The following is a 21,345-nucleotide window of genomic DNA, read 5'->3' as shown; positions in this document are numbered from 1 at the left end:
TCAGGAATCCTGCCTGGATTGGCTGATCACGCCGTTATGTATCTCCAGCGTCAAGGCTTCAATACGCTCACTCAGATGGTGCGTTAGCTCGGTCAGCCGGGTGTTCTGCTCCATCAGCGCGAGCAAGGCATCAGACTGCGCGGCGGCATGCTGACCGCGCTGTTCCGCCGCCTCCGCCAGTGCCTCCCGATGCTGCGCATCGGCTTGCGCCAGCGCCTTGTCGCGATCCGCCTGCCGTGTCTGCGCCAGCAGAATCAGCGGCGCGGCATAGGCTGCCTGCAGGCTGAACGCCAGGTTGAGCAGAATGAAAGGGTAAAGATCAAAGTGCACCAGCCCACTGGCGTTGATACCAATCCACAGCGCAACGATCAGCGTTTGTGCGATCAGAAAAACCGGCGTACCAAAGAAGCGGGCAAAGGCTTCTGCCTTCTGCGCGAACCAGCCATCGCCGAATACGGAGCTCAAGTGCAGACTGGCGCGGTGAAAACGCAGAGTGTGATTGGCAGCCGCTTTGGCTTGCGCTGCAGGGGAAGTATCTGATGACATGCTGGCACCTCAAAGACGTTTTCAGAAAAGGCTCATACGGCACACAGAATAATCTGTTCCGGCTCAACCCAGAGACTGACCTCCTCACCCGCGCTCGGCAACGCTTGATCCTGCCGCAGCGAAGCGACCAATACCGGCCCGTCTGGGAGCTGTACCTGCAGCTCTGCACCATGCTCACTCTGCGCTAGCTGCGTTACCTGTCCGTCCAGCCGGTTATCGCCAGGCCCTGTTGCTGCCAGGCAAAGCCAGGGCGCCTTGATCAGTGCGAATACCTCAGAGCCTGCACTCAGGTTCAAGCGCTCGCTACTGGTACGCGTAATCAGGGCAACCAGTGGCTGACCGCCATCGAGCTGCAGGCTGATCCGGTCGTTCAGCGCCAGCGGTTCAACCCGCACTACCCGCGCATACAGCTGGTTACGTGCACTGGTGCGCAAACGCAGGCGCTGCATTACCTGCAGATAAGGCTCCAGGCTAGTGTCCTCCGCCAGTCGCGCGAGAAATTGCTCATGCTCCTGCTGATAGCGCAAAAAAGCCGCCACCAGCTCTTCGCCCTTGGCGGTCAAGCGCGTGCCGCCACCGCCCTTGCCGCCCACCGAGCGCTCGACCAGCGGCGAGCCGGTCGCCTTATTCATCGCGTCCACCGCGTCCCAGGCGGTCTTGTAGCTCATACCCGCAGCCTTGGCCGCCTTGCTGATGGAACCGGTGTCGGCAATCTGTTGCAGCAGCTCGATACGCCCCTGCCCCGCCAGATTCTGGCCCTCATGGGCAAACCAGAGCTGTCCTTCGAGTTTCATCGATATCGCCGCTGTATTGTGTTTCGATTTGCCAAGGATATACCCGCAGACACGCCAGCACAGCCGTGCTGCGACGGATCAGTGCTTGTTATTCGTTATATAACCAATAATATAGCGGTTCGCCAAGCCATTCTTCCTATGCTATCGGAGCTACCATGCGCCATACGCTTAAGACCCTGCTGCTGTGCCTGTTGCTGCCCAGTGCCCAAGTGTTGGCAGAAGAGGTTCAAGTGGCGGTAGCAGCCAATTTCACCGCGCCCATGCAGGTCATTGCCGCAGCATTCGAGCAGGACACCGGCCATCAGGTGAAAGCCTCCTTTGGATCGACCGGTCAGTTGTATGCCCAGATAACGCATGGCGCGCCTTTCGATGTCTTTCTGGCCGCCGATGACAGCACACCAGCCAAACTAGAGAGCGAGGGCGCAACACTGGGCGGCTCACGCTTCACTTATGCTACCGGCGCCTTGGCGTTATGGTCCGCCCAGCCTGATCTAGTGGATCACTCCGGCGCCGTGCTACGCAGCGACCGCTTCCAGCACCTGGCTATCGCTAACCCCAAAACGGCGCCCTACGGTATGGCGGCCACTCAGGTCATGGCAGCGCAGGGCCTGCTTGAGCAGCTGACCCCAAGGCTGGTGGAGGGTCAGAGCATTGGACAGGCTTATCAGTTTGTCGCCAGCGGCAATGCAGAACTGGGCTTCGTCGCGCTGTCGCAGGTCTACCGCGATGGCCAACTCAGTAACGGCTCAGCCTGGCTGGTCCCGGCCGAGCTGCATGATCCCATTCACCAGGACGCGGTGATTCTCAGCAAAGCAGCAGCCAATCCTGCAGCGACAGCACTGGTCGACTATCTTCGCGGTGAACGCGCTGCCAAGATCATCCGCTCCTTCGGCTACCAGCTCTAGGGTCCTGCAGCCATGCCGCTAACCAGCGCCGACTTCGCCGCCATCTGGCTAACGCTCCAACTTGCCAGCATCACTACAGCGTTACTGTTGCTCCTCGGCACCCCGCTAGCCTGGTGGCTGGCACGTACCCGCAGCTGGTTGAAGGCGCCGATTGGCGCGCTGGTCGCGCTGCCACTGGTGCTGCCCCCTACCGTCATCGGATTCTATCTGCTGGTCGCGATGGGCCCACAGGGGCCGGTCGGTGCGTTAACGCAAAGCCTGGGGCTCGGCACTCTGCCCTTTACCTTTACCGGCCTGGTCATCGGCTCGCTGTTCTATTCGCTACCCTTCGTGGTGCAACCTATCCAGAATGCCTTTGAAGCCATAGGCACGCGGCCACTGGAAGTCGCGGCGACGCTGCGCGCCGGACCACTTGACCGGTTCTTTCACGTCGCGCTGCCGCTGGCGCGACCCGGTCTGGTAACCGCCAGCGTGCTGGGCTTCGCCCATACCATCGGCGAGTTTGGGGTGGTGCTAATGATTGGCGGTAATATTCCGGATCAGACGCGGGTGGTGTCAGTGCAGATATTCAATCACGTGGAAGCCATGGAATACGCTCAGGCACATTGGTTGGCCGCCGGTATGCTGGTGTTTTCCTTCGCCATACTGCTCACCCTGCAACGCCGTGGTCGGGTTGGCGCCCGCGCGATCAGCTAAGGAACACCTATGCTCGAAGCTCGCTTCAGCCTGTCATTGGATAGCTTCACGCTGGATGTAGAGCTTCAGCTACCGGCGCACGGGGTGACTGCGCTGTTCGGTCCCTCCGGCTCCGGCAAGACCAGCTTGCTGCGTTGTATGGCTGGTCTGGAACACCCACCACAAGGACAACTAACGCTCAATGGCGAATGCTGGCAAGACAGCCAGCGTGGTGTATTTGTCGCGCCGCACCAGCGCGCAATCGGCTATGTGTTTCAGGAGTCCAGCCTGTTTGATCACCTGAGCGTCGAAGACAATCTGCTGTTTGGCTTCAAGCGCATCGCCGCGGGTGAGCGGCGCATCAGACTGAATCAGGCGATTGAGCTACTAGGTATTGAACACCTGCTTGCGCGCATGCCCGCGCTGCTGTCGGGGGGTGAGCGGCAGCGCGTCGGGATTGCTCGCGCTCTGCTGACTAGCCCCAGCCTGCTGCTGATGGACGAACCCCTGAGTGCGCTGGATGCCCAGCGCAAAGCGGAGGTCCTGCCCTATCTGCAACGTCTGCCCGGCGAGCTACAAATACCCATCATCTATGTCAGCCACGCAATCGACGAGGTCGCACAGTTGGCTGACCATATGGTGCTGCTTGAAAACGGCCAGGCGCTGGCCAGCGGGGAGCTCAACACACTGCTACCGCGCCTGGACCTACCTTTGGCCCAGGGCGACAACGCCGGTGTGGTCATCAACGGCCTGGTCACCCACTATGATGCCGACTACCAGTTGCTCAGTCTGCAGCTGCCAAACAGCCAACTCAGCATCCGCGTCGCTCATCAACCCATTGCCCCTGGCCAACAGCTGCGGCTGCGTGTGCAAGCCCGCGATGTCAGTCTTAGCCTGAGCCAGCCGGAGCACAGCAGCATCCTCAATCTGCTTCCCGCTCAGGTTGTCGAGCTGGCTGCGGCAGACAACCCGGCACACTTGCTGGTCAGACTGGACCTGCAGGGCACACCCTTGCTGGCGCGCATCACTCGCTACTCCAGCGAGCAACTGGGTCTGTACCCAGGGCAACCAATATGGGCACAGATAAAATCAGTCGCCTTACTGGGCTGATCAGCAATGCGCTGAAAACCAGGTGATTATTTTGAATAGGGGGTGAGCCTGCAGTGCTGGCGTTAACGCCGGCTGGCCAACAACCAGCGCTGCAGACGTGCGCCATCTATCAGCTCAAGCTGACGCTCAGCGGCGAAGGCACGCGCTTCATCGCTGAACTCACCGCAGGTCACCACAAACCCTCCCACAGCGCCTTCGGTGACAATGCGGTCGAATAATTCCCGCAACGGAGTTACACCCAGCTTACTGGCGCGCCAATGCTGACAATGTGCCAGATAGCGCTCGCCCGAATGCTGCAACAGCAGGTCACAACTGGCATCGGTTGCGGTAAGAGAGGAGCCCAGTAGACGGTAGCCCTTACGACGCCAGGCTTGCTCCAACAGTTGAAAGAATGCGGGCCAAGCCATGTTATTCAGCAATGCTGCCGGATTCTGCGTCAGCACAGCGCGGCGATGGCGCAATAGCCTGAGACAATTGAATACTGCCAATAGGGCCGCAGCGACAAAAGCCAAAGGCAGCACATACTGCACAACCATAGCCAGCTGGCGGAAAAAGGGACCCGCCAGAATGCCAGCGGACTGGCTGCCAGAGAGCAGCGGAAGCGGGCTGTTGGCGTAGTGTCGCAGCACCACCCAACTGAGCAGAGCACAGCCGAGATTGGCCCAGAAAGGCAGCCGCCCGACGACAATCAGCAGGTCGGCATAGGGGAAAGTGCGTTGACTCTGGGCCATCCGTGACTCCTGAAAACAGCATCCAGCTATCTACTAATCACAATAGATCCGGTTTACGCAGCGGTAAAGGAACCACTGCTCATTCGCCATCACTTATTTGGGTGAGGCGTGCTGAGCCAAAATGGCCGTAAGCAATCCCGGAAAGCGTTCGTCCAGCTCGCCACGGCGCAACGAATTCATATGGGTGGTACCCACGCCCTTGGTGCACACCAGCCCGGCGTCGCGCAGCACCCGAAAGTGATGGGACATGCTCGACTTGGGTCGGCCGCCGTCCAGCTCGCCACAACTGGCCTCCTCAACCTCAGCCAGACGCTGCACAACGTCAAGCCGCACTGGATCACTCAAGGCGTAAAGCACGCGCTCGAGGCTGAAGTCACTTACCGGGGGATGTTTGAAAGGTCGCATAGTCGGAATCATACACAAGGCTTTACTTATGATCCATAGTTCCAATATTATCGAACAACTGAATCAACACACTCATTCATTGCTCATTTTCGGGAGCCACCATGGCTGCACTATTCCAACCCTTCACGCTAAAAGACGTAACCCTGCGTAACCGCATTGCGGTGCCACCCATGTGCCAATACTCGGCCACTGATGGCCTGGTCAACGAGTGGCATGTTGCCAATTACACCGGCATGGCACGTGGCGGCGCGGGTCTGGTTATCGTAGAAGCCACAGCGGTTTCACCCGAAGGCCGCATCACACCCGGCTGCACCGGCATTTGGAACGACCAGTTGGCCGATGCTTTCGCACCCATCGTTCGCGGTATCAAAGCCAACGGCGCAGTGCCCGGCATCCAGATTGCCCACGCCGGCCGTAAAGCCAGCGCCAATCGTCCCTGGGAAGGCGACGATCACATCGCCAGTGACGACCCGCGCAGCTGGCAGACTATCGCTCCCTCTGCCCTGCCCTTTGGCGCCAACCTGCCCAAAGTGCCAGAAGCCATGACGCTGGACGATATCGCCCGGGTAAAGAGTGACTTCGTTGCCGCCGCCAAGCGTGCGCTGGCTGTCGGCTTTGAATGGCTGGAGCTGCACTTTGCGCACGGCTACCTGGCACAGAGTTTTTTCTCCGAGCACGCTAACCAGCGTACAGACGCCTACGGCGGCAGTTTCGAGAACCGCTGTCGCTTTTTGTTGGAAACCCTGGCAGCCGTGCGTGAGGTCTGGCCAGAGAATCTGCCGCTGACCATCCGCTTTGGTGTCATCGAGTTTGACGGGCGCGATGAGCAAACGCTGAACGAGTCGATCGAACTGACACGTCAGTTCAAGGCCGCCGGCATGGACATGATGAGCGTCAGCATGGGCTTCGACACACCCAAGGCCAACATCCCCTGGGCACCCGCCTTTATGGGCCCCATCGCCAAACGAGTCCGCGATGAAGCTGGCGTGCCGGTATCCTCCGCCTGGGGCTTTGGTGAACCGCACATCGCCGAGAAGGCCGTGCAGGATGGCCAGCTGGACCTGGTCATGGTTGGCAAGGCGCATCTGGCCAACCCACACTGGACCTATCAGGCGGCCCGTGAGCTGAAGATCGACAAGCCATCCTGGACCTTGCCAGCGCCCTACGCGCATTGGCTTGAGCGCTACTGATAACTGATCTGGAGCCGGCCTATAGACATCCTGGCTGGCTCCATCTACTTTTTTCCTACGCTCATATCAGCACTTAATGCCGACATGAGCCCAACCGAAAAGAAGCAACTGCCCACATGCCAATTAGTCTAGTCTGGGCACTTCAGTTATTCACCAGGAGCAGCCCATGTCTGACCCCTATTATTACGAGACGAGTAAGGGCCACGGCCTGCCCCACGACCCCTTCAATGCTATCGTCGGGCCCCGGCCGATCGGCTGGATTTCCAGTCAGGACAGCGCCGGCAACCTGAATCTTGCCCCATACAGTTTCTTCAATGCATTCAATTACATACCGCCGATCATTGGATTCTCCAGCATTGGCCGAAAAGACAGCCTGAACAACATCGAACAGACGCGCGAGTTTGTCTGGAATCTGGCGACACTGCCGCTGGCCGAGGCGATGAATCAAAGCTGCGCAGCGGTCGCGCCGGACGTAGATGAATTCGCTCTGAGTGGTCTGACCGCAGCACCCTCGCGCCTGATAAAACCGCCACGTGTGGCCGAAAGCCCCGTCAGTTTTGAATGCCGCATGACGCAGATCATTCAGCTCCAGACCAGCGAAGGCCAACAGGTTGAGAGTTGGCTGGTCCTCGGCGAAGTGGTTGCCGTACATATCGCCCGGCATCTGCTGGTAGAGGGCGTGTACGATACTGCCGCAGCGCAGCCTATTCTGCGTGGCGGTGGTCCGGCGGACTACTTCAGTATTGGACCGGAAGCGTTATTTAAAATGCACCGCCCACAATAAACTCATAGCGCCCAAATGTAAGTTAAGAAGCCCTGCTCGCGGACAAAACCGACTGACTCATACAATCGTTGCGCAGTCAGGTTATCCACCGCGGTCTCCAGCGTCAGGCTGGTGCGACCACTGTCCAGCGCCTGCTCACGAGCAGCTAACAGCAACGCCCGACCCACGCCCTGGCCGCGTGCCGAGGGCGCTGTGAACAGATCACTGAGCAGATAGCTCGCGGCACAGTCAATGGACGAGAAGCTCGGGTAAAGCTGGGCAAAGCCAAGCGCTTCGCCCGCGCTGGATCGCGCTAAAAGAATCAGCGAATCGCCTTGCACCAGCCGCGCCTGGATAAACGCGGTGGCGCGTGGCAGATCGTCCTCCTGCTGGTAGAACTGACGGTACTGGTTGAACAAATCGGCCACATCCGGCAGTGCCGTCAAATCGGCTGAAACGAGGGTTACAGGCATGGCGTTGTCTCCGCGATAATTGGCTCTGAGAGTATCAGCGTGGGGGGCACCGGCAAAGCAATCAGCACCCAGCCAGACGTGCGGCCCTGTCGCTCGCGCGGCACAACCAGTACAATGCGCCGCCCGCCTGATCAGGCGCGCTCATTCATCTTTTACCTCCGGCAGGACTGTCCCTTGATCTCCACCGCCAATATCACCATGCAATTCGGCGCCAAGCCGCTGTTCGAGAACGTTTCCGTCAAATTCAACAATGGCAACCGTTACGGCCTTATCGGCGCCAATGGCTGCGGAAAGTCGACGTTCATGAAAATTCTCGGCGGCGAACTGGAGCCTTCCGGTGGCCAGGTCATGCTCGATCAGAACGTACGTCTGGGTAAACTGCGCCAGAACCAGTTTGCCTACGAAGACTTCAGCGTGATCGACACCGTGATCATGGGCCACGAAGAGTTGTGGAAAGTTAAGGCCGAACGCGACCGCATCTACTCGCTAGCGGAAATGAGCGAAGAAGACGGGATGAAGGTCGGCGAACTGGAAGGTGAATTCGCCGAAATGGACGGCTATACCGCCGAGTCCCGCGCTGGCGAACTATTGCTGGGCCTGGGTATTCCGCTGGAACAACACTTCGGCCCGATGAGCGAAGTCGCACCTGGCTGGAAACTCCGCGTGCTGCTGGCCCAAGCGCTGTTTTCCGATCCGGACGTGCTATTGCTGGATGAGCCAACCAACCACCTGGACATCAACACCATCCGCTGGCTGGAAACCATTCTCACGGCGCGCAGCAGCACCATGATCATCATTTCCCACGACCGCCACTTCCTCAACAGCGTATGCACCCACATGGCGGATCTGGACTACGGCGAGCTGCGCCTGTTCCCCGGCAACTACGACGAATACATGACCGCAGCGACCCAGTCGCGCGAGCGCCTGCTGTCAGACAACGCCAAGAAAAAAGCGCAGATTGCCGAGCTGCAAACCTTCGTCAGCCGCTTCTCAGCGAACGCCTCCAAGGCCAAACAGGCGACCAGCCGCGCCAAGCAGATCGACAAGATTCAGCTCGACGAGGTCAAGCCGTCCAGCCGTATCAGCCCTTTCATTCGCTTTGATCAGAACAAGAAGCTGCATCGTCAGGCCGTCACGCTGGAAAATGTCAGCCAGGGCTACGATGGCGAAGTCCTGTTCAAGAATCTGGGCCTGCAGATTGAGGCGGGTGAACGAGTCGCCATCATCGGCCCCAACGGCATCGGTAAAACCACCCTGCTGCGCACTCTGGTCGGTGAAATGGAACCGATGAAAGGTGAGGTCAAGTGGGCAGAAAGTGCCGATGTTGGCTACTTTGCTCAGGATCACGCCGACGACTTCAAATACGACTACACCCTGTTCGACTGGATGTCGCAGTGGACCCAGGGCGGCGAACAACTGGTGCGCGGCACACTCGGTCGCATGCTGTTCTCCAACGATGACATCCTGAAATCAGTGAAAGTAATCTCAGGTGGTGAGCAGGGCCGCATGCTGTTCGGCAAAATGATCCTGCAAAAAGCCAACGTCATGCTGATGGACGAGCCGACCAACCACTTGGATATGGAATCGATTGAGGCACTAAACCTGGCGCTGGAAAACTTCCCCGGCACCCTGGTTTTCGTCAGCCATGACCGTGAGTTCGTTAGCTCACTGGCGACGCGCATCATCGAGTTGTCGGAGGACGGCATAACCGACTTCTCCGGCACCTACGACGACTACCTGCGCAGCCAGGGCGTGGTTTTTTAACCCGCCCATCTTTCTCCCTCAGCACGGCGGCGGCCTTGGGTCGCCCGCCAAGCGCCGAAGCTAGCCCGCCAGCACCGCTCTCAGCAGCTCACCATCAAGCACTAGGTGGTCGAACCAGAACACTTGGTGCACCAGCACAATAAGCCAGAAAACCGTTTGAAAAGAGGCCTTGCGTGTCTTGTGGCGAAAGACCTGCTGCGCTATCAAGGCGCCGGGCCAACCGCCGAGCAGTTCGGTTATATGCAAGGTATTTTCCGGAGTGCGCCAGCGGCCGATTTCGGCGCTGCGCTTGTCGATCGCGTATTGCACGAAACTGGCAATACTGACCAGCAGATAGACCGCCAGCGGCCAGACAATCGCCTGCTTGCTCAACATACTGATGGCACCCAGCAGCGGTAGCGCGCAAAGCAACGCCAGTATCAGCAACTTGAGTGGCAGTTGGCGAACCGTGCCAGCATGGCTTGCTGGGCGCCGCTTTGGTGTTTTTGCCTTGCGTGGAGTGGCTACCGATGCAGGCTTGCGCCCGGTACGAGACGTCGCTGCGGCTGCTGGTTTACGCCGAATCGCCGGGCGATCCAGGCTTAGCCCTTCGCCGCGCATGTGTTCGGCTCGCGGGCGGCCCCGCTCATCCTGCCCGGCAACAAAAAAGACCGGCATACCCACCACCGGGCGCGCATCACCGCGCATCGCCGAGATATGCACAAAGACGCGCTCACCTGCGCGTTCGGGTTGAATAAAACCAAAGCCCTTGTCGTCGTTCCAGCTGATCAGCTCGCCTCGCTGCTCCATACCTGTCCTTCCCTGAGATCAAGGTTGGCAGTATACCCGAGACGTTGTGGTCGACTAGTCGCGCGCGGTCGCCGCGCCCGCTATCTGCCAAAGTCGCGCCAGGTCCGCTGCCCTGGCGGCAAGCTGGGCGCCGGCATCCTGCATTGCCTGCTCCAGGGTCAGCGGGCCGGGAGCCAGGCTGAAGGCAGCGCCGATGCCCTCAGCGTACAAGCGTTGGTAGCCCTCGCCCAGACTACCCGCCAGTGCGATCACCGGCACGCCGGCACTGCGCGCCAGGCGTGCAACGCCAACCGGCGTCTTGCCATGCAGGCTCTGACCATCCAGCCGCCCCTCACCGGTAATCACCAGATCGGCGTCGCGCAGCATCTGCGCCAGTCCGCACAGCTCGGCCACCAGCTCAACGCCGGGACGAAACTGCGCCTTGAGTACCGCTTTGGCAGCAAAGCCCAGTCCGCCGGCGGCGCCGACACCAGGGTGATAACGCACATCATCACCCAGCGTTGCAGCCATCACATCAGCAAAGTGCGCCAACGCGCGGTCCAGTTGTGCTACCTGCAGCGGAGTTGCGCCCTTTTGCGGGCCAAAGATGGCCGAGGCGCCCTTGGGTCCGCAGAGGGGATTATCCACATCCGCGGCCACCATCACCTCAACCTGCGCCAGACGTGTGTCCAACCCGGTCAGGTCAATGTGTTGCAGCCGCGCCAGCGCCGCACCACCGGGCGCCAGCTCGTTACCATCAGCGCCCAGAAAGCGCACACCCAGCGCCTGCAGCAAACCCGCGCCAGCATCATTGGTCGCACTCCCGCCCAGCCCCAGCACGATGCGCCGCGCACCGGCATCAAGCGCCGCGCGAATCAACTCGCCGGTGCCATAACTGCTGGCCAGACGCACGTCACGTTCGGCTGCCGGGACCAGGTGCAGACCGCTGGCTGCCGCCATTTCAATCATTGCCTGCTGATCCGGCAACCAGCCCCAGTGCGCCTGCACCGGAGCGCCAAGCGGGCCCGCAACCGTGCACTCGCGCCGCTCACCGGTGGTCACCGCCAGCACTGCATCGACGGTACCTTCACCGCCGTCGGCCATCGGACAGCACAGCACCTCTGCATCGGGATAAACCCGCAACCAGCCACTAGCAATGGCTTGCGCGACCGCGCTGGCAGAAAGGCTTTCCTTGAACGAATCCGGAGCAATAACCAATTTCATCAGAGCAACACCAAGCTGAGCAGCCAAACGGTGATGATGCCGGCAATGCCCTGCATCAACGTACCCATGGTCTGCGCTTTATAAGCGGTACTCACGCTCATGCGACTGAACTGCGTAACCACCCAGAAGAAGCTGTCGTTGGCGTGCGAAACCGTCATCGCACCCGCGCCGATAGCCATGACACAGAGCACCCGACCCATTTCACTGTCGAGCCCGAGCTGGCCAAGCAGCGGCGCAACCAATGCCGAGGTGGTGACCAGCGCGACGGTAGTTGAGCCCTGCGCTGACTTGAGCGCAGCAGATACGATGAACGGCATGAACAGACCAATCCCCAGCGCCGACAGGGTAGCGCCCAGGTAATCACCCAGCGGGGTAATCTTCAGCATGGCGCCGAAAGCACCGCCAGCACCGGTGATCAGCAGGATAGGCGCAGCGGCCTGAATGCCTTCAACCACGCGCTCGTGAAACTCTTCACGCTTGTTATCCGAACGCAATAGGGTGCACGCCAGACCCAAGCCGACAGCCAGCGCCACCACCGGTTGACCAAGGAAGGCCAATACGGTGTACAGAATACCTTCACCCACCGGCTTCGCTGGCAGGTTGGCCAGGGTACCAAGACAGATCAGGCCAATCGGCAGGAAGATGGGGGCAAAAGCCTTGGTGGCACTGGGCAGTACACCGTATTTGGCGCGAATCTGCTCGTAGTCTTCGCTATCCATCACGTGGGTACCGTTATCTACCAGCTCAATGTCCTTACCGATAAAGCGGTTGGCCCAGAGCATCCCCGCCAACGCGGTTACCATGGAAACCACCAGACCTACCAGAATCACCAGACCCAGGTTGTTCTCCAAACCCAGGTTGCCGGCTGCGGCAATTGGGCCAGGGGTCGGCGGTACAAAAGTGTGGGAAGCATAAAGCCCGGTCGCCAGCGCCACGCTCATAGCGATCACCGAGATTTTCATACGCGCTGCCAGCGCATTTTTCAGCGAGTTGAGAATCACGTAACCGGAATCGCAGAACACCGGGATCGATACCAGATAGCCGATGATCGACATAGTTAGCGTCGGGAAACGCTCCCCCAGCAGCTTGATCACAGTTTCTGCCATGGTGATGGCAGCCCCGCTTCGCTCCAGAATCACGCCGATAATGGTACCGAGCGCAATGACAATACCAATATAACCGAGGATACCGCCAAAGCCCGCGGTGATCGTTTTGACGATCTCCATGGTCGGCACCTGGTAGGCGAAGCCGGCGAGCAGCGCAGCTCCGAGCAAGGCAAGAAAGGGATGTAGTTTAAGTCGGGCGGTAGCCAATACGATAAACGCGATCAGGGCGACCAGAATCAGGACGAGGCCCATGGCTGAACTCCTTTTTATTGTGTGTGCCGGTATGGGTGAGAGGGCTATAACCGCCATTGGGCGGAGCCAAGAGAGCATTGTTGCCCACTCGCAAGACAATTACCCTATGCATTCGCACAACATACTTGGCTAATTAATGCGCCCTATATGGGCATCTGCACAGCCTCAATCATCCTACCGCTCTGGCAAAAGCGAGAGTCCGATGCTCAAAAGCACGCGGTGCGCCATCAAGTCGAGATTTAATCCGGTAATCTCGGCGATGCGTTCCAGACGATAGCGCAAGCTGTTGCGGTGAATTGCCAGCGCCGCGGCGCAACTCTGGGCATGACCGTTATGCGCCAACCAGACCCGCAAGGTCAGCAGCAACTGGCCATTGCTGTCCGCCTGCCGCAACAGCTCAAGGGGTGCCAGCAACTGAGACACGGTCCAGGAAGGCTGCAAGTGATGCAGCAGCACCGCCAAGCGGTAGTCACTCAACCGAATCAAGCGCTCTGATAGGCGCAGGTCCTGGGCGTAATCGCGTAAATTGAGCAAGGCTTCGGTCGCTTCGCGCAAGTCCGCAAGATTGCCGACCGCCTCAGCCAGCAACAAGCGACCCACCGGCCAATCACGTTTGTCGACCTGTTCCAACCAGCTCAATTTGGGCGCGTGAGACTTGCCGCTGCGCAGCCAGAGCACATCGTGCAGGCCCAACGGGAGCAAGATGTCAGCGGGATGCCGCGCGCGCATCTGGGTAACCAGTTGCCCCTGCGCGTGCTGGTGATCCGTCTCCGGTGACAGCGATATAACGCAGGGCTGCAGCGGCCAGCGCCAGCGCATACGCAGGCGCTCGGCATCCTCTAGCAGACTGCTGACCGGATAACTGCAATCCAGCAAATTAACCAGCCAGGCCTCCTGCTGCTGACCGCGCCAATGTTGCTCAGCCTGCAACACCCGCTGCTCGACCAGCATCTCGGCAGTCATACGCAGTAGCTCGGCAAAGGGTTTAACCTGGGCCGGATCACCCGTGATACCGAGCACACCGACCAGCCTGCCGGCGTGCAGCAACGGCAGATTGATCCCCGGCTTGACCCCTTGCAAACACGCTGCCGCCTGCTCATCCAGCGCCACTACCCGCTGGTTAGCGAGTACCAGCTGTGCGCCTTCATGCCGAGTATCGATACGGCTGCTGTCGCCACTGCCAATAATCAGACCCTGGCGGTCCATCACGTTAATGTTATAGGGAAGGATCGCCATGGCACGATCAACAATGTCCTGCGCCAGGTGCCGGTCCAGTTCGAACATCCGCTACTCCTCATTAGTCGACAGACGGTGTTTTGCTGTCATAAACACGTCATGGCCTCTGCTTCATCATAGCTCCCGTTGCCAGATATTCACTGATACGGGAAATAGCCCCATGGCCCTGAATCCAGATTACCTTAGTGACAGCAGCTCCAGTAATAACGTGCGACGCGAGCGGCGACGCCAGGAAGACAAGCGACGCATGTCATACCGCCGAGCCATCGAAGACTACCGCGAAAGCCAGAGCCTGCAGGCGAGCGTCTGCGACTTTCCCGAGCTACTGGGTCATACCGATGACCACCGCTCGCAACGACTGCAATAGCTCGCGGCGTATACGCCACACGCTAAGCAAGCGCTCTGACTATTCAGGTTGAGTGCTAAGGTTCAAAAGGCTCCGCGAGCTGCCGAATCAGCGCCCTTTCCTCGCGCAAAAAGCCAAGAAAGGCCTCGGCAACCGGACTCAGACGCTTGCCCCTGGCGTGCACCGCACACCAGCTGCGCATCAGCGGCAGCTCGGCTATGTTCAGGCAAACCAGTTCGCCGTGTCGGATAAAGGGTGCCGCTGCGTGCCCCGGCACCATGGCCACACCCAGCCCGGCAATTGCCCCTTGCACCAGCGCTTCGGTCGAGCCCAGCTGCATCACCTGCTGCAGATGCACTCGCTTGAGCTGCAAAAACTCATCGCAGGCTTTACGAATACCGGAGCCCGCCTCGCGCTGCAGTACCATCTCGGCTTCCAGCGTGGACAGCGGCAGCTGCTGCTGACCCGCCAGCGGATGATCCGGCGCGGCGACCGCGACAATCGGATTATTCAGAACCGGGAAGAATTCCAGCGCTCGATCCTCCGGCACCAGCCCCATCAAGACCACATCATCACGGTTATCAGCCAAGCGCTGAATAATCTGGGCGCGACTGGCTACCTCGACACGAAAACTGATATCCGGAAAGCGTTGCCGAAAGGCGGCCAGCACATGTGGTAATACATACTGAATGCTGCTCGCCGCGGCCAGCCGCAACTCGCCACGCAGGCTGCCCTGCAGGCTGGACAGGTTCATCTCCAGACTATCGAGACGATCAAAGATATCGTCACTGGCACTGATCAAGGATTCGGCCGCCTCAGTCAAATAGAGCTTACGTCCAACATACTCAAATAGCGGCAGGCCGACCTGCTCTTCCAACTGACGAATCTGCAGACTGACTGCCGGCTGGGTCAACGACATGGCCTCAGCCGCGCGGCTATACGAACGACTTTCGCAGACCGCACGAAACACCTGCAACTGGCGCAACGTCATTCGCAGTAAGGACTTACGCATGATGGTCTAACCTGATTGATGGATTAAAAGAGACCGCAACGGGCCCGCAGCCCACGAAAATAATGGCTCAAAGCTTATCTATAAGCAATTACTTATAGATAAGCCAAATATTATTCATTTCACATGCGCCGGCAACGCGCCTAGGGTAACTGGAGAAATATTTTGCAATGTATTACCCGCCGGCCACGCACCGGCGCGGTGATACGCAAACGTTTTCGAGCAACCACTCGATCACCACCACGAGGAAAGCGTACGTGATCAAGAAAATTCTGATTGCCAACCGCGGCGAGATTGCGGTTCGCATCATTCGCGCCTGTGCAGAGATGGGCATTACTTCGGTCGCGGTTTACACCGACGCAGACCGCTACGCCCTGCACGTCAAACGTGCCGACGAATCCTACAATGTGGGCAGTGATCCCCTGGCGGGCTATCTGAACCCACGCCAACTGGTCAACCTGGCCGTCGAAACCGGTTGTGATGCACTGCATCCCGGTTACGGCTTCCTCTCTGAGAATGCTGAGCTGGCGCACATCTGCAAAGAGCGCGGCATCAAGTTTATTGGCCCCTCAGGTGATGTCATTACCCGCATGGGCGACAAGACCCAGGCCCGCCGCAGCATGATCGCTGCAGGTGTACCCGTTACTCCCGGCACCGAAGATAACCTGGCCGATATGGCCGAAGCGCTGCGCGAAGCCGAGCGTGTGGGTTACCCGGTGATGCTCAAGGCAACCTCCGGTGGGGGCGGTCGCGGTATTCGTCGCTGCAACGACAAGGCCGAACTCGAACAGGCATGGCCACGGGTTATTTCCGAGGCTACCAAGGCCTTCGGCTCGGCGGACATCTTCCTTGAGAAGTGCATCGTCAATCCCAAGCACATCGAGGCGCAGATCCTCGCCGACAGTCACGGCAACACCGTGCACCTGTTCGAGCGTGACTGCTCAATCCAGCGGCGCAACCAGAAGCTGATCGAGATCGCACCCAGCCCGCAGCTAACGCCGGAACAGCGCGCCTATATCGGCGATCTGGCAGTGAAAGCGGCGCAGGCGGTGGGTTACGAGAACGCCGGCACGGTGGAGTTTCTGCTCGCCGAAGGCGAAGTGTATTTCATGGAAATGAATACCCGCGTTCAGGTCGAGCACACCATTACCGAGCAGATCACCGGCATCGACGTAGTGCGCGAACAGATCCGCATTGCTTCGGGCCTGCCGCTGTCGATCAAGCAGGAAGATATTCACCACCAAGGCTTTGCCATTCAGTTCCGTATCAACGCCGAGGACCCGAAGAACAACTTCTTCCCCTCCTTCGGCAAGATTACCCGCTACTACGCCCCTGGTGGCCCCGGTGTGCGGGTGGATACGGCAATTTACACCGGCTACACCATTCCGCCGAACTTCGATTCCATGTGTTTGAAGCTGATTGTCTGGGCGCTGACCTGGGAAGAGGCGATGGATCGTGGCCTGCGTGCGCTGGATGACATGCGTCTGCAGGGCGTGAAGACCACCACGCCCTACTACCAGGAAATTCTGCGCAATGACGAATTTCGTAGCGGCGTGTTCAACACCAGCTTCGTTGAAGCGCACCCGGAACTGCTGAACTATTCAGTAAAACGCAAACCCGAAGAATTGGCCCTGGCCATCGCTACCGCGATTGCTGCGCACGCCGGACTATGACACTAGCGGCAAGCTTCAAGCAGCAAGCCATAAGCGATACCGCTTGCAGCTTGGCGCTTGAAGCTTGCAGCTGATGAGGAACAGATAATGAGCACCACACGTAAAATCACCGTAACCGATACCGTACTGCGCGACGCCCACCAATCGCTGTTGGCCACCCGTCTGCGTACCGAAGATATGCTGCCCATTTGTGACAATCTTGATCAGGTTGGCTACTGGTCGCTGGAAGTCTGGGGCGGCGCGACCTTTGACGCCTGTGTGCGCTTCCTCAAGGAAGATCCTTGGGAGCGCCTGCGCCAGCTGCGCGCGGCTTTACCGAATACCCGTTTGCAGATGCTGCTGCGTGGCCAGAACCTGCTCGGCTATCGCCATTACAGCGATGACGTCGTTCGCGCCTTCGTCGCCAAGGCGGCCGCCAACGGCATCGACGTTTTCCGCATCTTTGATGCCATGAATGATGTGCGCAACCTGCGCGTCGCTATCGAAGCAGTAAAAGCCGCCGGCAAGCATGCCCAGGGCACCATCGCCTACACCACCAGCCCGGTGCATACGGTCAAAGCCTTTGTTAAACAAGCCCAGGCCATGGCCGAGATGGGCGTCGACTCCATCGCCATCAAGGACATGGCCGGCCTGCTGACTCCCTTCGCAACCGGTGAGCTGGTGAAAGCACTAAAAGCCGAACTCGACCTGCCGGTGTTCATCCACTCGCACGATACCGCTGGTCTGGCTGCCATGTGTCAGCTCAAGGCAATCGAGAGCGGCGCCGACCATATCGACACCGCTATCTCCTCCATGGCCTGGGGCACCAGCCATCCGGGCACCGAATCCATGGTTGCCGCACTCAAGGGCACCGAATTCGACACCGGTCTGGATCTGGAGCTGCTGCAGGAAATCGGCATGTACTTCCACGCCGTACGCAAGAAGTACCACCAGTACGAGAGTGAGTTCACCGGCGTCGATACCCGCGTACAGGTCAACCAGGTACCAGGCGGCATGATGTCCAACCTGGCTAACCAGCTGAAAGAACAAGGCGCACTGGACCGCATTCAGGACGTATTCGCGGAAATCCCTCGGGTGCGTGAAGACCTTGGCTTTCCCCCGTTGGTGACGCCAACGTCGCAGATTGTTGGCACCCAGGCGGTGTTCAACGTGCTGGCCGGCGAGCGTTACAAGACCATCACCAACGAAGTTAAACTCTACCTGCAGGGTCGTTACGGTCAGGCACCTGGCAAGATCAACCAGAAACTGCAGCGTCAGGCCATCGGCGGCGAAGATGTTATCGACGTGCGCCCGGCAGATCTGATCAAGCCAGAAATGGACCGTCTGCGCGGCGAAGTCGGCGAGCTGGCAAAAACCGAAGAAGACGTGCTTACCTACGCGATGTTCCCGGATATCGGGCGCAAATTCCTTGAAGAACGCGAAGCCGGCACACTCAAGCCGGAAGTACTGCTGCCACCGCCGGGCGAAAGTGCACCCGCCGCCAGCAGCGAAGGCGTACCGACCGAGTTCATCATCGATGTACACGGCGAGTCCTACCGCGTGGATATCACCGGTGTCAGCGTCAAAGGTGATGGCAAACGTCACTTCTACCTGAGCATGGATGGCATGCCGGAAGAAGCCGTTTTTGAGCCGCTCAACGCCTTCGTCGGCGACGGCGGAAGCAAGCGCAAGCAGGCCAGTGAGCCGGGCCATGTGACCACCAGCATGCCGGGTAACGTGGTGGATGTGTTGGTCGCGGTTGGCGATACCGTAAAAGCCGGTCAGGCGGTACTGGTTAGCGAAGCCATGAAAATGGAAAGTGAGATCCAGGCAGCCATTGGCGGCACCGTAAAAGCGGTCAATGTAGCCAAAGGTGATCGCGTCAATCCCGGCGAGATCCTGATCGAAATCGAAGCCTGATTCGTCAGCAATATGGCCGGCGATGATACCGGCAACCCGAGAGCGGCACCGGCAACGCTGTAACGCTGGTGCCGTTTGACAGACACTGATCGTCTACCTGTACAGCCCAACCTGATGATTGAGACTGCGACATGAATAACGACCCGAAAAAAACCGAAACTGCCGAAGAAGCGTTGCAGCAGATTGTTGACGGCTTCAACCGGTTTCGCCACGAGGTTTACCCCGAGCAACAGGAACTGTTCAAGAAACTCGCGTTTGAACAGACTCCACGCGCCATGTTTATTACCTGTGCCGACTCACGTGTTGCTCCCGAGCTGATCACCCAAAGCGCCCCAGGTGACCTCTTTGTCTCGCGTAACGTAGGCAACGTCGTACCGCCCTATGGACAGATGATGGGCGGCGTTTCTACCGCCATCGAGTTTGCGGTCGCGGCCCTCGGCGTGCATCACATCATCGTCTGCGGCCACTCCGACTGCGGCGCGATGAAAGCCGTACTCGACCCCGCCCAGCTTGAAGCCCTGCCCACGGTGAAATCCTGGCTGCGTCACGCGGAAGTCGCCAAGATCGTGGTAGAAGACAACTGCGGCTGCGGCGATGACAAACTCAGCATGTTGACCGAAGAAAACGTGGTGGCCCAGCTACAGCATTTGGCTACGCATCCCTCGGTCGCCTCCCGCCTCGCCCGTGGCGAGCTGTTTATCCACGGCTGGGTCTACGATATCGAAACAGCCCAGATCCGCGCCTATGATGCAGATACCGGCGAGTTTCGCGAGATCGGCGACGGCCCCATACCTATGGCTACGCCACGTGCACGCTACCCGGTATCACCCAAGCGCTGACATAGCAGCCGCAGGCTAGGTGTCTGCGGCTTAGCCGGTTCAGAGGTTACGTAGATAAGCGTTAATGAAGTCGCCCTGATTGGGCGCGTTGCGCTCGGTACTGAACAACATTGCGCCGCCCTCATGACGCAACTTCAACTCGTCACCAAAGGTGCAGTTGACGGTCTGAATAGTCGCTGCCTTGGTCTTGAAGTCGGCGTCCGCACGGCAAATGCTTGCCATCTGGCTGACCACCTCGCCGCAGTAACCGGCAATACTCAGCTGCTGTAGCTGCTCATCACTAATCTGCGACCAATACACCTCGGTGCTGACCGTGCTACCGCAGTCCTGCTGGGCCTCAGCGTCCTTGGCGGCCAGCGCGGCTGTTGCATCCTGCTGATGCACTGCGCGCTTGAACCTGGCCAGTTCGGCGTGCACGCCATCACTGTATTGCTGCTCATATAGCGCCTCCAACGCCTGTGGCCTGACGCTCTTGGCCAAATCGCTATCCGGCACCAGCGACTGCTCGCCTTCACCTGGCAGGTAGAGGAAGTACTGCTCACGACCCCAGTCTTCGCGCTTGACCACCAGGGCTCGCTGCTCACCGTCATAGGTTGTGCGATAGGCCAGCGTTTTCTGTCCTCGATCCTGCACTTGCGTCAGAAACACCACCTCATCAATCGGGCTGTTGACGCCGGTTACCTGCAACAGCGCCTGGTCACCATCGGCACTGGGCGCCAGCTGGACCTGTAATCCACGCTCACCACTGAATGCCAACGGATACTTGGCGAGTTCAAGCGCACTGACCGGCACACTGAGTAGGCCTGCCGATACCAACATCCAGGTACGACGCATGGGGCTATTCCTTTAAGTTCATGTGTATTTTGACCAACTGGTCCACTCCGGGAATTGTGCCTGTATGCACTCGGCCTTGCCAGACTGCGCCGATAAAAGCCGTCCGGTTCGTGGTGCAGTCACTATCCCGCGCAGGCTTGGATTCTGTATTGCCCCCAATCGGGTTATACTCCAGCACTAGATTCTATTTTTCAGGCCGAGCGGCTTCAGCGCTGCATGGTCTGTGTTCTCCAAGCCACGTCAGTTCTCTGCCGTGGCTTGTTGGTTTTTACCGCCAGCAGGCGGCAACACTGAGCGAGGCACAAAACAGATGAGCGCACTGGTTGGCGTGATCATGGGCTCCAAGTCCGACTGGTCCACCCTGAGCCATACGGCCGATATGCTGGATCAACTGGGCATTCCCTACGAAGTAAAGGTAGTGTCTGCGCACCGCACCCCTGACCTGCTGTTCCAGTACGCTGAAGAAGCAGCTGGCAAGGGTATTGAGGTGATCATCGCTGGTGCTGGCGGCGCGGCCCACCTGCCAGGCATGTGCGCGGCCAAGACCCACTTGCCCGTGCTTGGCGTGCCAGTCCAATCCTCCATGCTGTCCGGCGTTGATTCTCTGCTCTCCATCGTGCAGATGCCCGCTGGCGTGCCGGTCGCAACCCTGGCTATCGGTAAAGCCGGTGCGGTCAATGCGGCTTTGTTGTCGGCTAGCATTCTTGGCGGCAAGCACCCCGAGTTCAGCCAGGCGCTACAGGACTTTCGCGCCCAACAAACTGAAAACGTGCTGAGCAACGCAGACCCGCGTCAGGCCTGAG

22 protein-coding genes are annotated in these 21,345 nt (G+C 59.2%); 11 read left to right on the top strand and 11 right to left on the bottom strand.

Annotation, left to right across the window (positions count from 1 at the left end):
* Positions 1–546 carry a DUF1003 domain-containing protein gene (locus EF096_RS02750; protein ID WP_123888089.1) on the bottom strand — a complete coding sequence of 182 codons (546 nt, stop codon included), beginning with the start codon at positions 544–546 and terminating at the stop codon, positions 1–3.
* 32 nt (positions 547–578) lie between these two features.
* Positions 579–1,340, bottom strand: a complete 762-nt coding sequence (locus EF096_RS02745) for a TOBE domain-containing protein (protein WP_123888088.1) — start codon at positions 1,338–1,340, stop codon at positions 579–581.
* 155 nt (positions 1,341–1,495) lie between these two features.
* Here EF096_RS02745 and modA point away from each other — a divergent pair, with 155 nt between their 5' ends.
* From modA to modC, 3 genes are read left to right on the top strand one after another with little or no spacing between them, the layout of a single operon-like run.
* On the top strand, positions 1,496–2,245 hold the full coding sequence (modA, locus tag EF096_RS02740; RefSeq protein ID WP_123888087.1) for a molybdate ABC transporter substrate-binding protein: 750 nt from the start codon (positions 1,496–1,498) through the stop codon (positions 2,243–2,245).
* A 12-nt stretch (positions 2,246–2,257) separates the two neighbouring features.
* The gene (gene modB / locus EF096_RS02735; RefSeq protein WP_123888086.1) at positions 2,258–2,941 is read left to right on the top strand and encodes a molybdate ABC transporter permease subunit; all 684 of its coding nucleotides are present in this window, start codon (positions 2,258–2,260) and stop codon (positions 2,939–2,941) included.
* Positions 2,942–2,950: 9 nt separating this feature from the next.
* Positions 2,951–4,030 (top strand): molybdenum ABC transporter ATP-binding protein, encoded by a 1,080-nt coding sequence (modC, locus tag EF096_RS02730; protein WP_123888085.1) that lies wholly within the window; start codon positions 2,951–2,953, stop codon positions 4,028–4,030.
* A gap of 62 nt (positions 4,031–4,092) precedes the next feature.
* Here modC and EF096_RS02725 read toward each other — a convergent pair whose 3' ends face one another.
* Both EF096_RS02725 and EF096_RS02720 read right to left on the bottom strand, forming a co-directional pair.
* Positions 4,093–4,761 carry a restriction endonuclease gene (locus EF096_RS02725; RefSeq protein ID WP_123888084.1) on the bottom strand — a complete coding sequence of 223 codons (669 nt, stop codon included), beginning with the start codon at positions 4,759–4,761 and terminating at the stop codon, positions 4,093–4,095.
* A gap of 93 nt (positions 4,762–4,854) precedes the next feature.
* Positions 4,855–5,166, bottom strand: coding sequence for an ArsR/SmtB family transcription factor (locus tag EF096_RS02720; RefSeq protein ID WP_123888083.1), 312 nt, complete (start codon positions 5,164–5,166; stop codon positions 4,855–4,857).
* Positions 5,167–5,267: 101 nt separating this feature from the next.
* Between EF096_RS02720 and EF096_RS02715 the strand changes: the two genes are divergently transcribed.
* Complete coding sequence (locus tag EF096_RS02715; protein ID WP_123888082.1) at positions 5,268–6,356, top strand: NADH:flavin oxidoreductase/NADH oxidase; 1,089 nt, start codon at positions 5,268–5,270, stop codon at positions 6,354–6,356.
* 166 nt (positions 6,357–6,522) lie between these two features.
* Positions 6,523–7,140, top strand: a complete 618-nt coding sequence (locus tag EF096_RS02710; protein WP_123888081.1) for a flavin reductase family protein — start codon at positions 6,523–6,525, stop codon at positions 7,138–7,140.
* Positions 7,141–7,142: 2 nt separating this feature from the next.
* Here EF096_RS02710 and EF096_RS02705 read toward each other — a convergent pair whose 3' ends face one another.
* Positions 7,143–7,592: a GNAT family N-acetyltransferase gene (locus EF096_RS02705; protein WP_123888080.1), complete on the bottom strand. Its 450-nt coding sequence runs from the start codon at positions 7,590–7,592 to the stop codon at positions 7,143–7,145.
* Positions 7,593–7,766: 174 nt separating this feature from the next.
* Here EF096_RS02705 and EF096_RS02700 point away from each other — a divergent pair, with 174 nt between their 5' ends.
* Entirely contained in the window at positions 7,767–9,356 is a 1,590-nt protein-coding gene (locus EF096_RS02700; RefSeq protein ID WP_123888079.1) for an ABC-F family ATPase, read from the top strand.
* Between the two features lie 60 nt (positions 9,357–9,416).
* On the opposite strand, the gene EF096_RS02695 is transcribed toward EF096_RS02700, so the two are convergent.
* From EF096_RS02695 to EF096_RS02680, 4 genes are all read right to left on the bottom strand, one after another.
* The gene (locus tag EF096_RS02695) at positions 9,417–10,145 is read right to left on the bottom strand and encodes a DUF1294 domain-containing protein (RefSeq protein WP_123888078.1); all 729 of its coding nucleotides are present in this window, start codon (positions 10,143–10,145) and stop codon (positions 9,417–9,419) included.
* A gap of 54 nt (positions 10,146–10,199) precedes the next feature.
* Positions 10,200–11,348: a glycerate kinase gene (locus tag EF096_RS02690; protein ID WP_123888077.1), complete on the bottom strand. Its 1,149-nt coding sequence runs from the start codon at positions 11,346–11,348 to the stop codon at positions 10,200–10,202.
* Positions 11,348–12,706, bottom strand: a complete 1,359-nt coding sequence (locus EF096_RS02685; RefSeq protein WP_123888076.1) for a GntP family permease — start codon at positions 12,704–12,706, stop codon at positions 11,348–11,350. Before EF096_RS02685 ends, EF096_RS02690 begins: the two co-directional genes overlap by 1 nt.
* A gap of 174 nt (positions 12,707–12,880) precedes the next feature.
* Positions 12,881–13,990: a sugar diacid recognition domain-containing protein gene (locus EF096_RS02680; RefSeq protein ID WP_123888075.1), complete on the bottom strand. Its 1,110-nt coding sequence runs from the start codon at positions 13,988–13,990 to the stop codon at positions 12,881–12,883.
* Positions 13,991–14,102: 112 nt separating this feature from the next.
* Between EF096_RS02680 and EF096_RS02675 the strand changes: the two genes are divergently transcribed.
* Complete coding sequence (locus tag EF096_RS02675) at positions 14,103–14,309, top strand: PA3496 family putative envelope integrity protein (RefSeq protein WP_123888074.1); 207 nt, start codon at positions 14,103–14,105, stop codon at positions 14,307–14,309.
* A gap of 55 nt (positions 14,310–14,364) precedes the next feature.
* Here EF096_RS02675 and EF096_RS02670 read toward each other — a convergent pair whose 3' ends face one another.
* Positions 14,365–15,300 carry a LysR family transcriptional regulator gene (locus tag EF096_RS02670; protein WP_123888073.1) on the bottom strand — a complete coding sequence of 312 codons (936 nt, stop codon included), beginning with the start codon at positions 15,298–15,300 and terminating at the stop codon, positions 14,365–14,367.
* 254 nt (positions 15,301–15,554) lie between these two features.
* Between EF096_RS02670 and EF096_RS02665 the strand changes: the two genes are divergently transcribed.
* From EF096_RS02665 to EF096_RS02655, 3 genes are all read left to right on the top strand, one after another.
* Positions 15,555–16,970, top strand: coding sequence for an acetyl-CoA carboxylase biotin carboxylase subunit (locus EF096_RS02665; RefSeq protein ID WP_123888072.1), 1,416 nt, complete (start codon positions 15,555–15,557; stop codon positions 16,968–16,970).
* Between the two features lie 87 nt (positions 16,971–17,057).
* Positions 17,058–18,869 carry a sodium-extruding oxaloacetate decarboxylase subunit alpha gene (oadA, locus tag EF096_RS02660; RefSeq protein WP_123888071.1) on the top strand — a complete coding sequence of 604 codons (1,812 nt, stop codon included), beginning with the start codon at positions 17,058–17,060 and terminating at the stop codon, positions 18,867–18,869.
* Positions 18,870–19,000: 131 nt separating this feature from the next.
* On the top strand, positions 19,001–19,708 hold the full coding sequence (locus EF096_RS02655) for a carbonic anhydrase (RefSeq protein ID WP_123888070.1): 708 nt from the start codon (positions 19,001–19,003) through the stop codon (positions 19,706–19,708).
* Positions 19,709–19,747: 39 nt separating this feature from the next.
* Here EF096_RS02655 and EF096_RS02650 read toward each other — a convergent pair whose 3' ends face one another.
* Positions 19,748–20,542: a hypothetical protein gene (locus EF096_RS02650; RefSeq protein WP_123888069.1), complete on the bottom strand. Its 795-nt coding sequence runs from the start codon at positions 20,540–20,542 to the stop codon at positions 19,748–19,750.
* A gap of 310 nt (positions 20,543–20,852) precedes the next feature.
* Between EF096_RS02650 and purE the strand changes: the two genes are divergently transcribed.
* Entirely contained in the window at positions 20,853–21,344 is a 492-nt protein-coding gene (gene purE, locus EF096_RS02645; protein ID WP_123888068.1) for a 5-(carboxyamino)imidazole ribonucleotide mutase, read from the top strand.
* Position 21,345 lies beyond the last annotated feature (1 nt).

It is taken from the genome of Pseudomonas neustonica (assembly GCF_003797945.1).
Taxonomy (GTDB): domain Bacteria; phylum Pseudomonadota; class Gammaproteobacteria; order Pseudomonadales; family Pseudomonadaceae; genus Halopseudomonas; species Halopseudomonas neustonica.
Note: the sequence above shows the minus strand (reverse complement) of the source record. Positions and strands in the feature narration are given on the sequence as shown.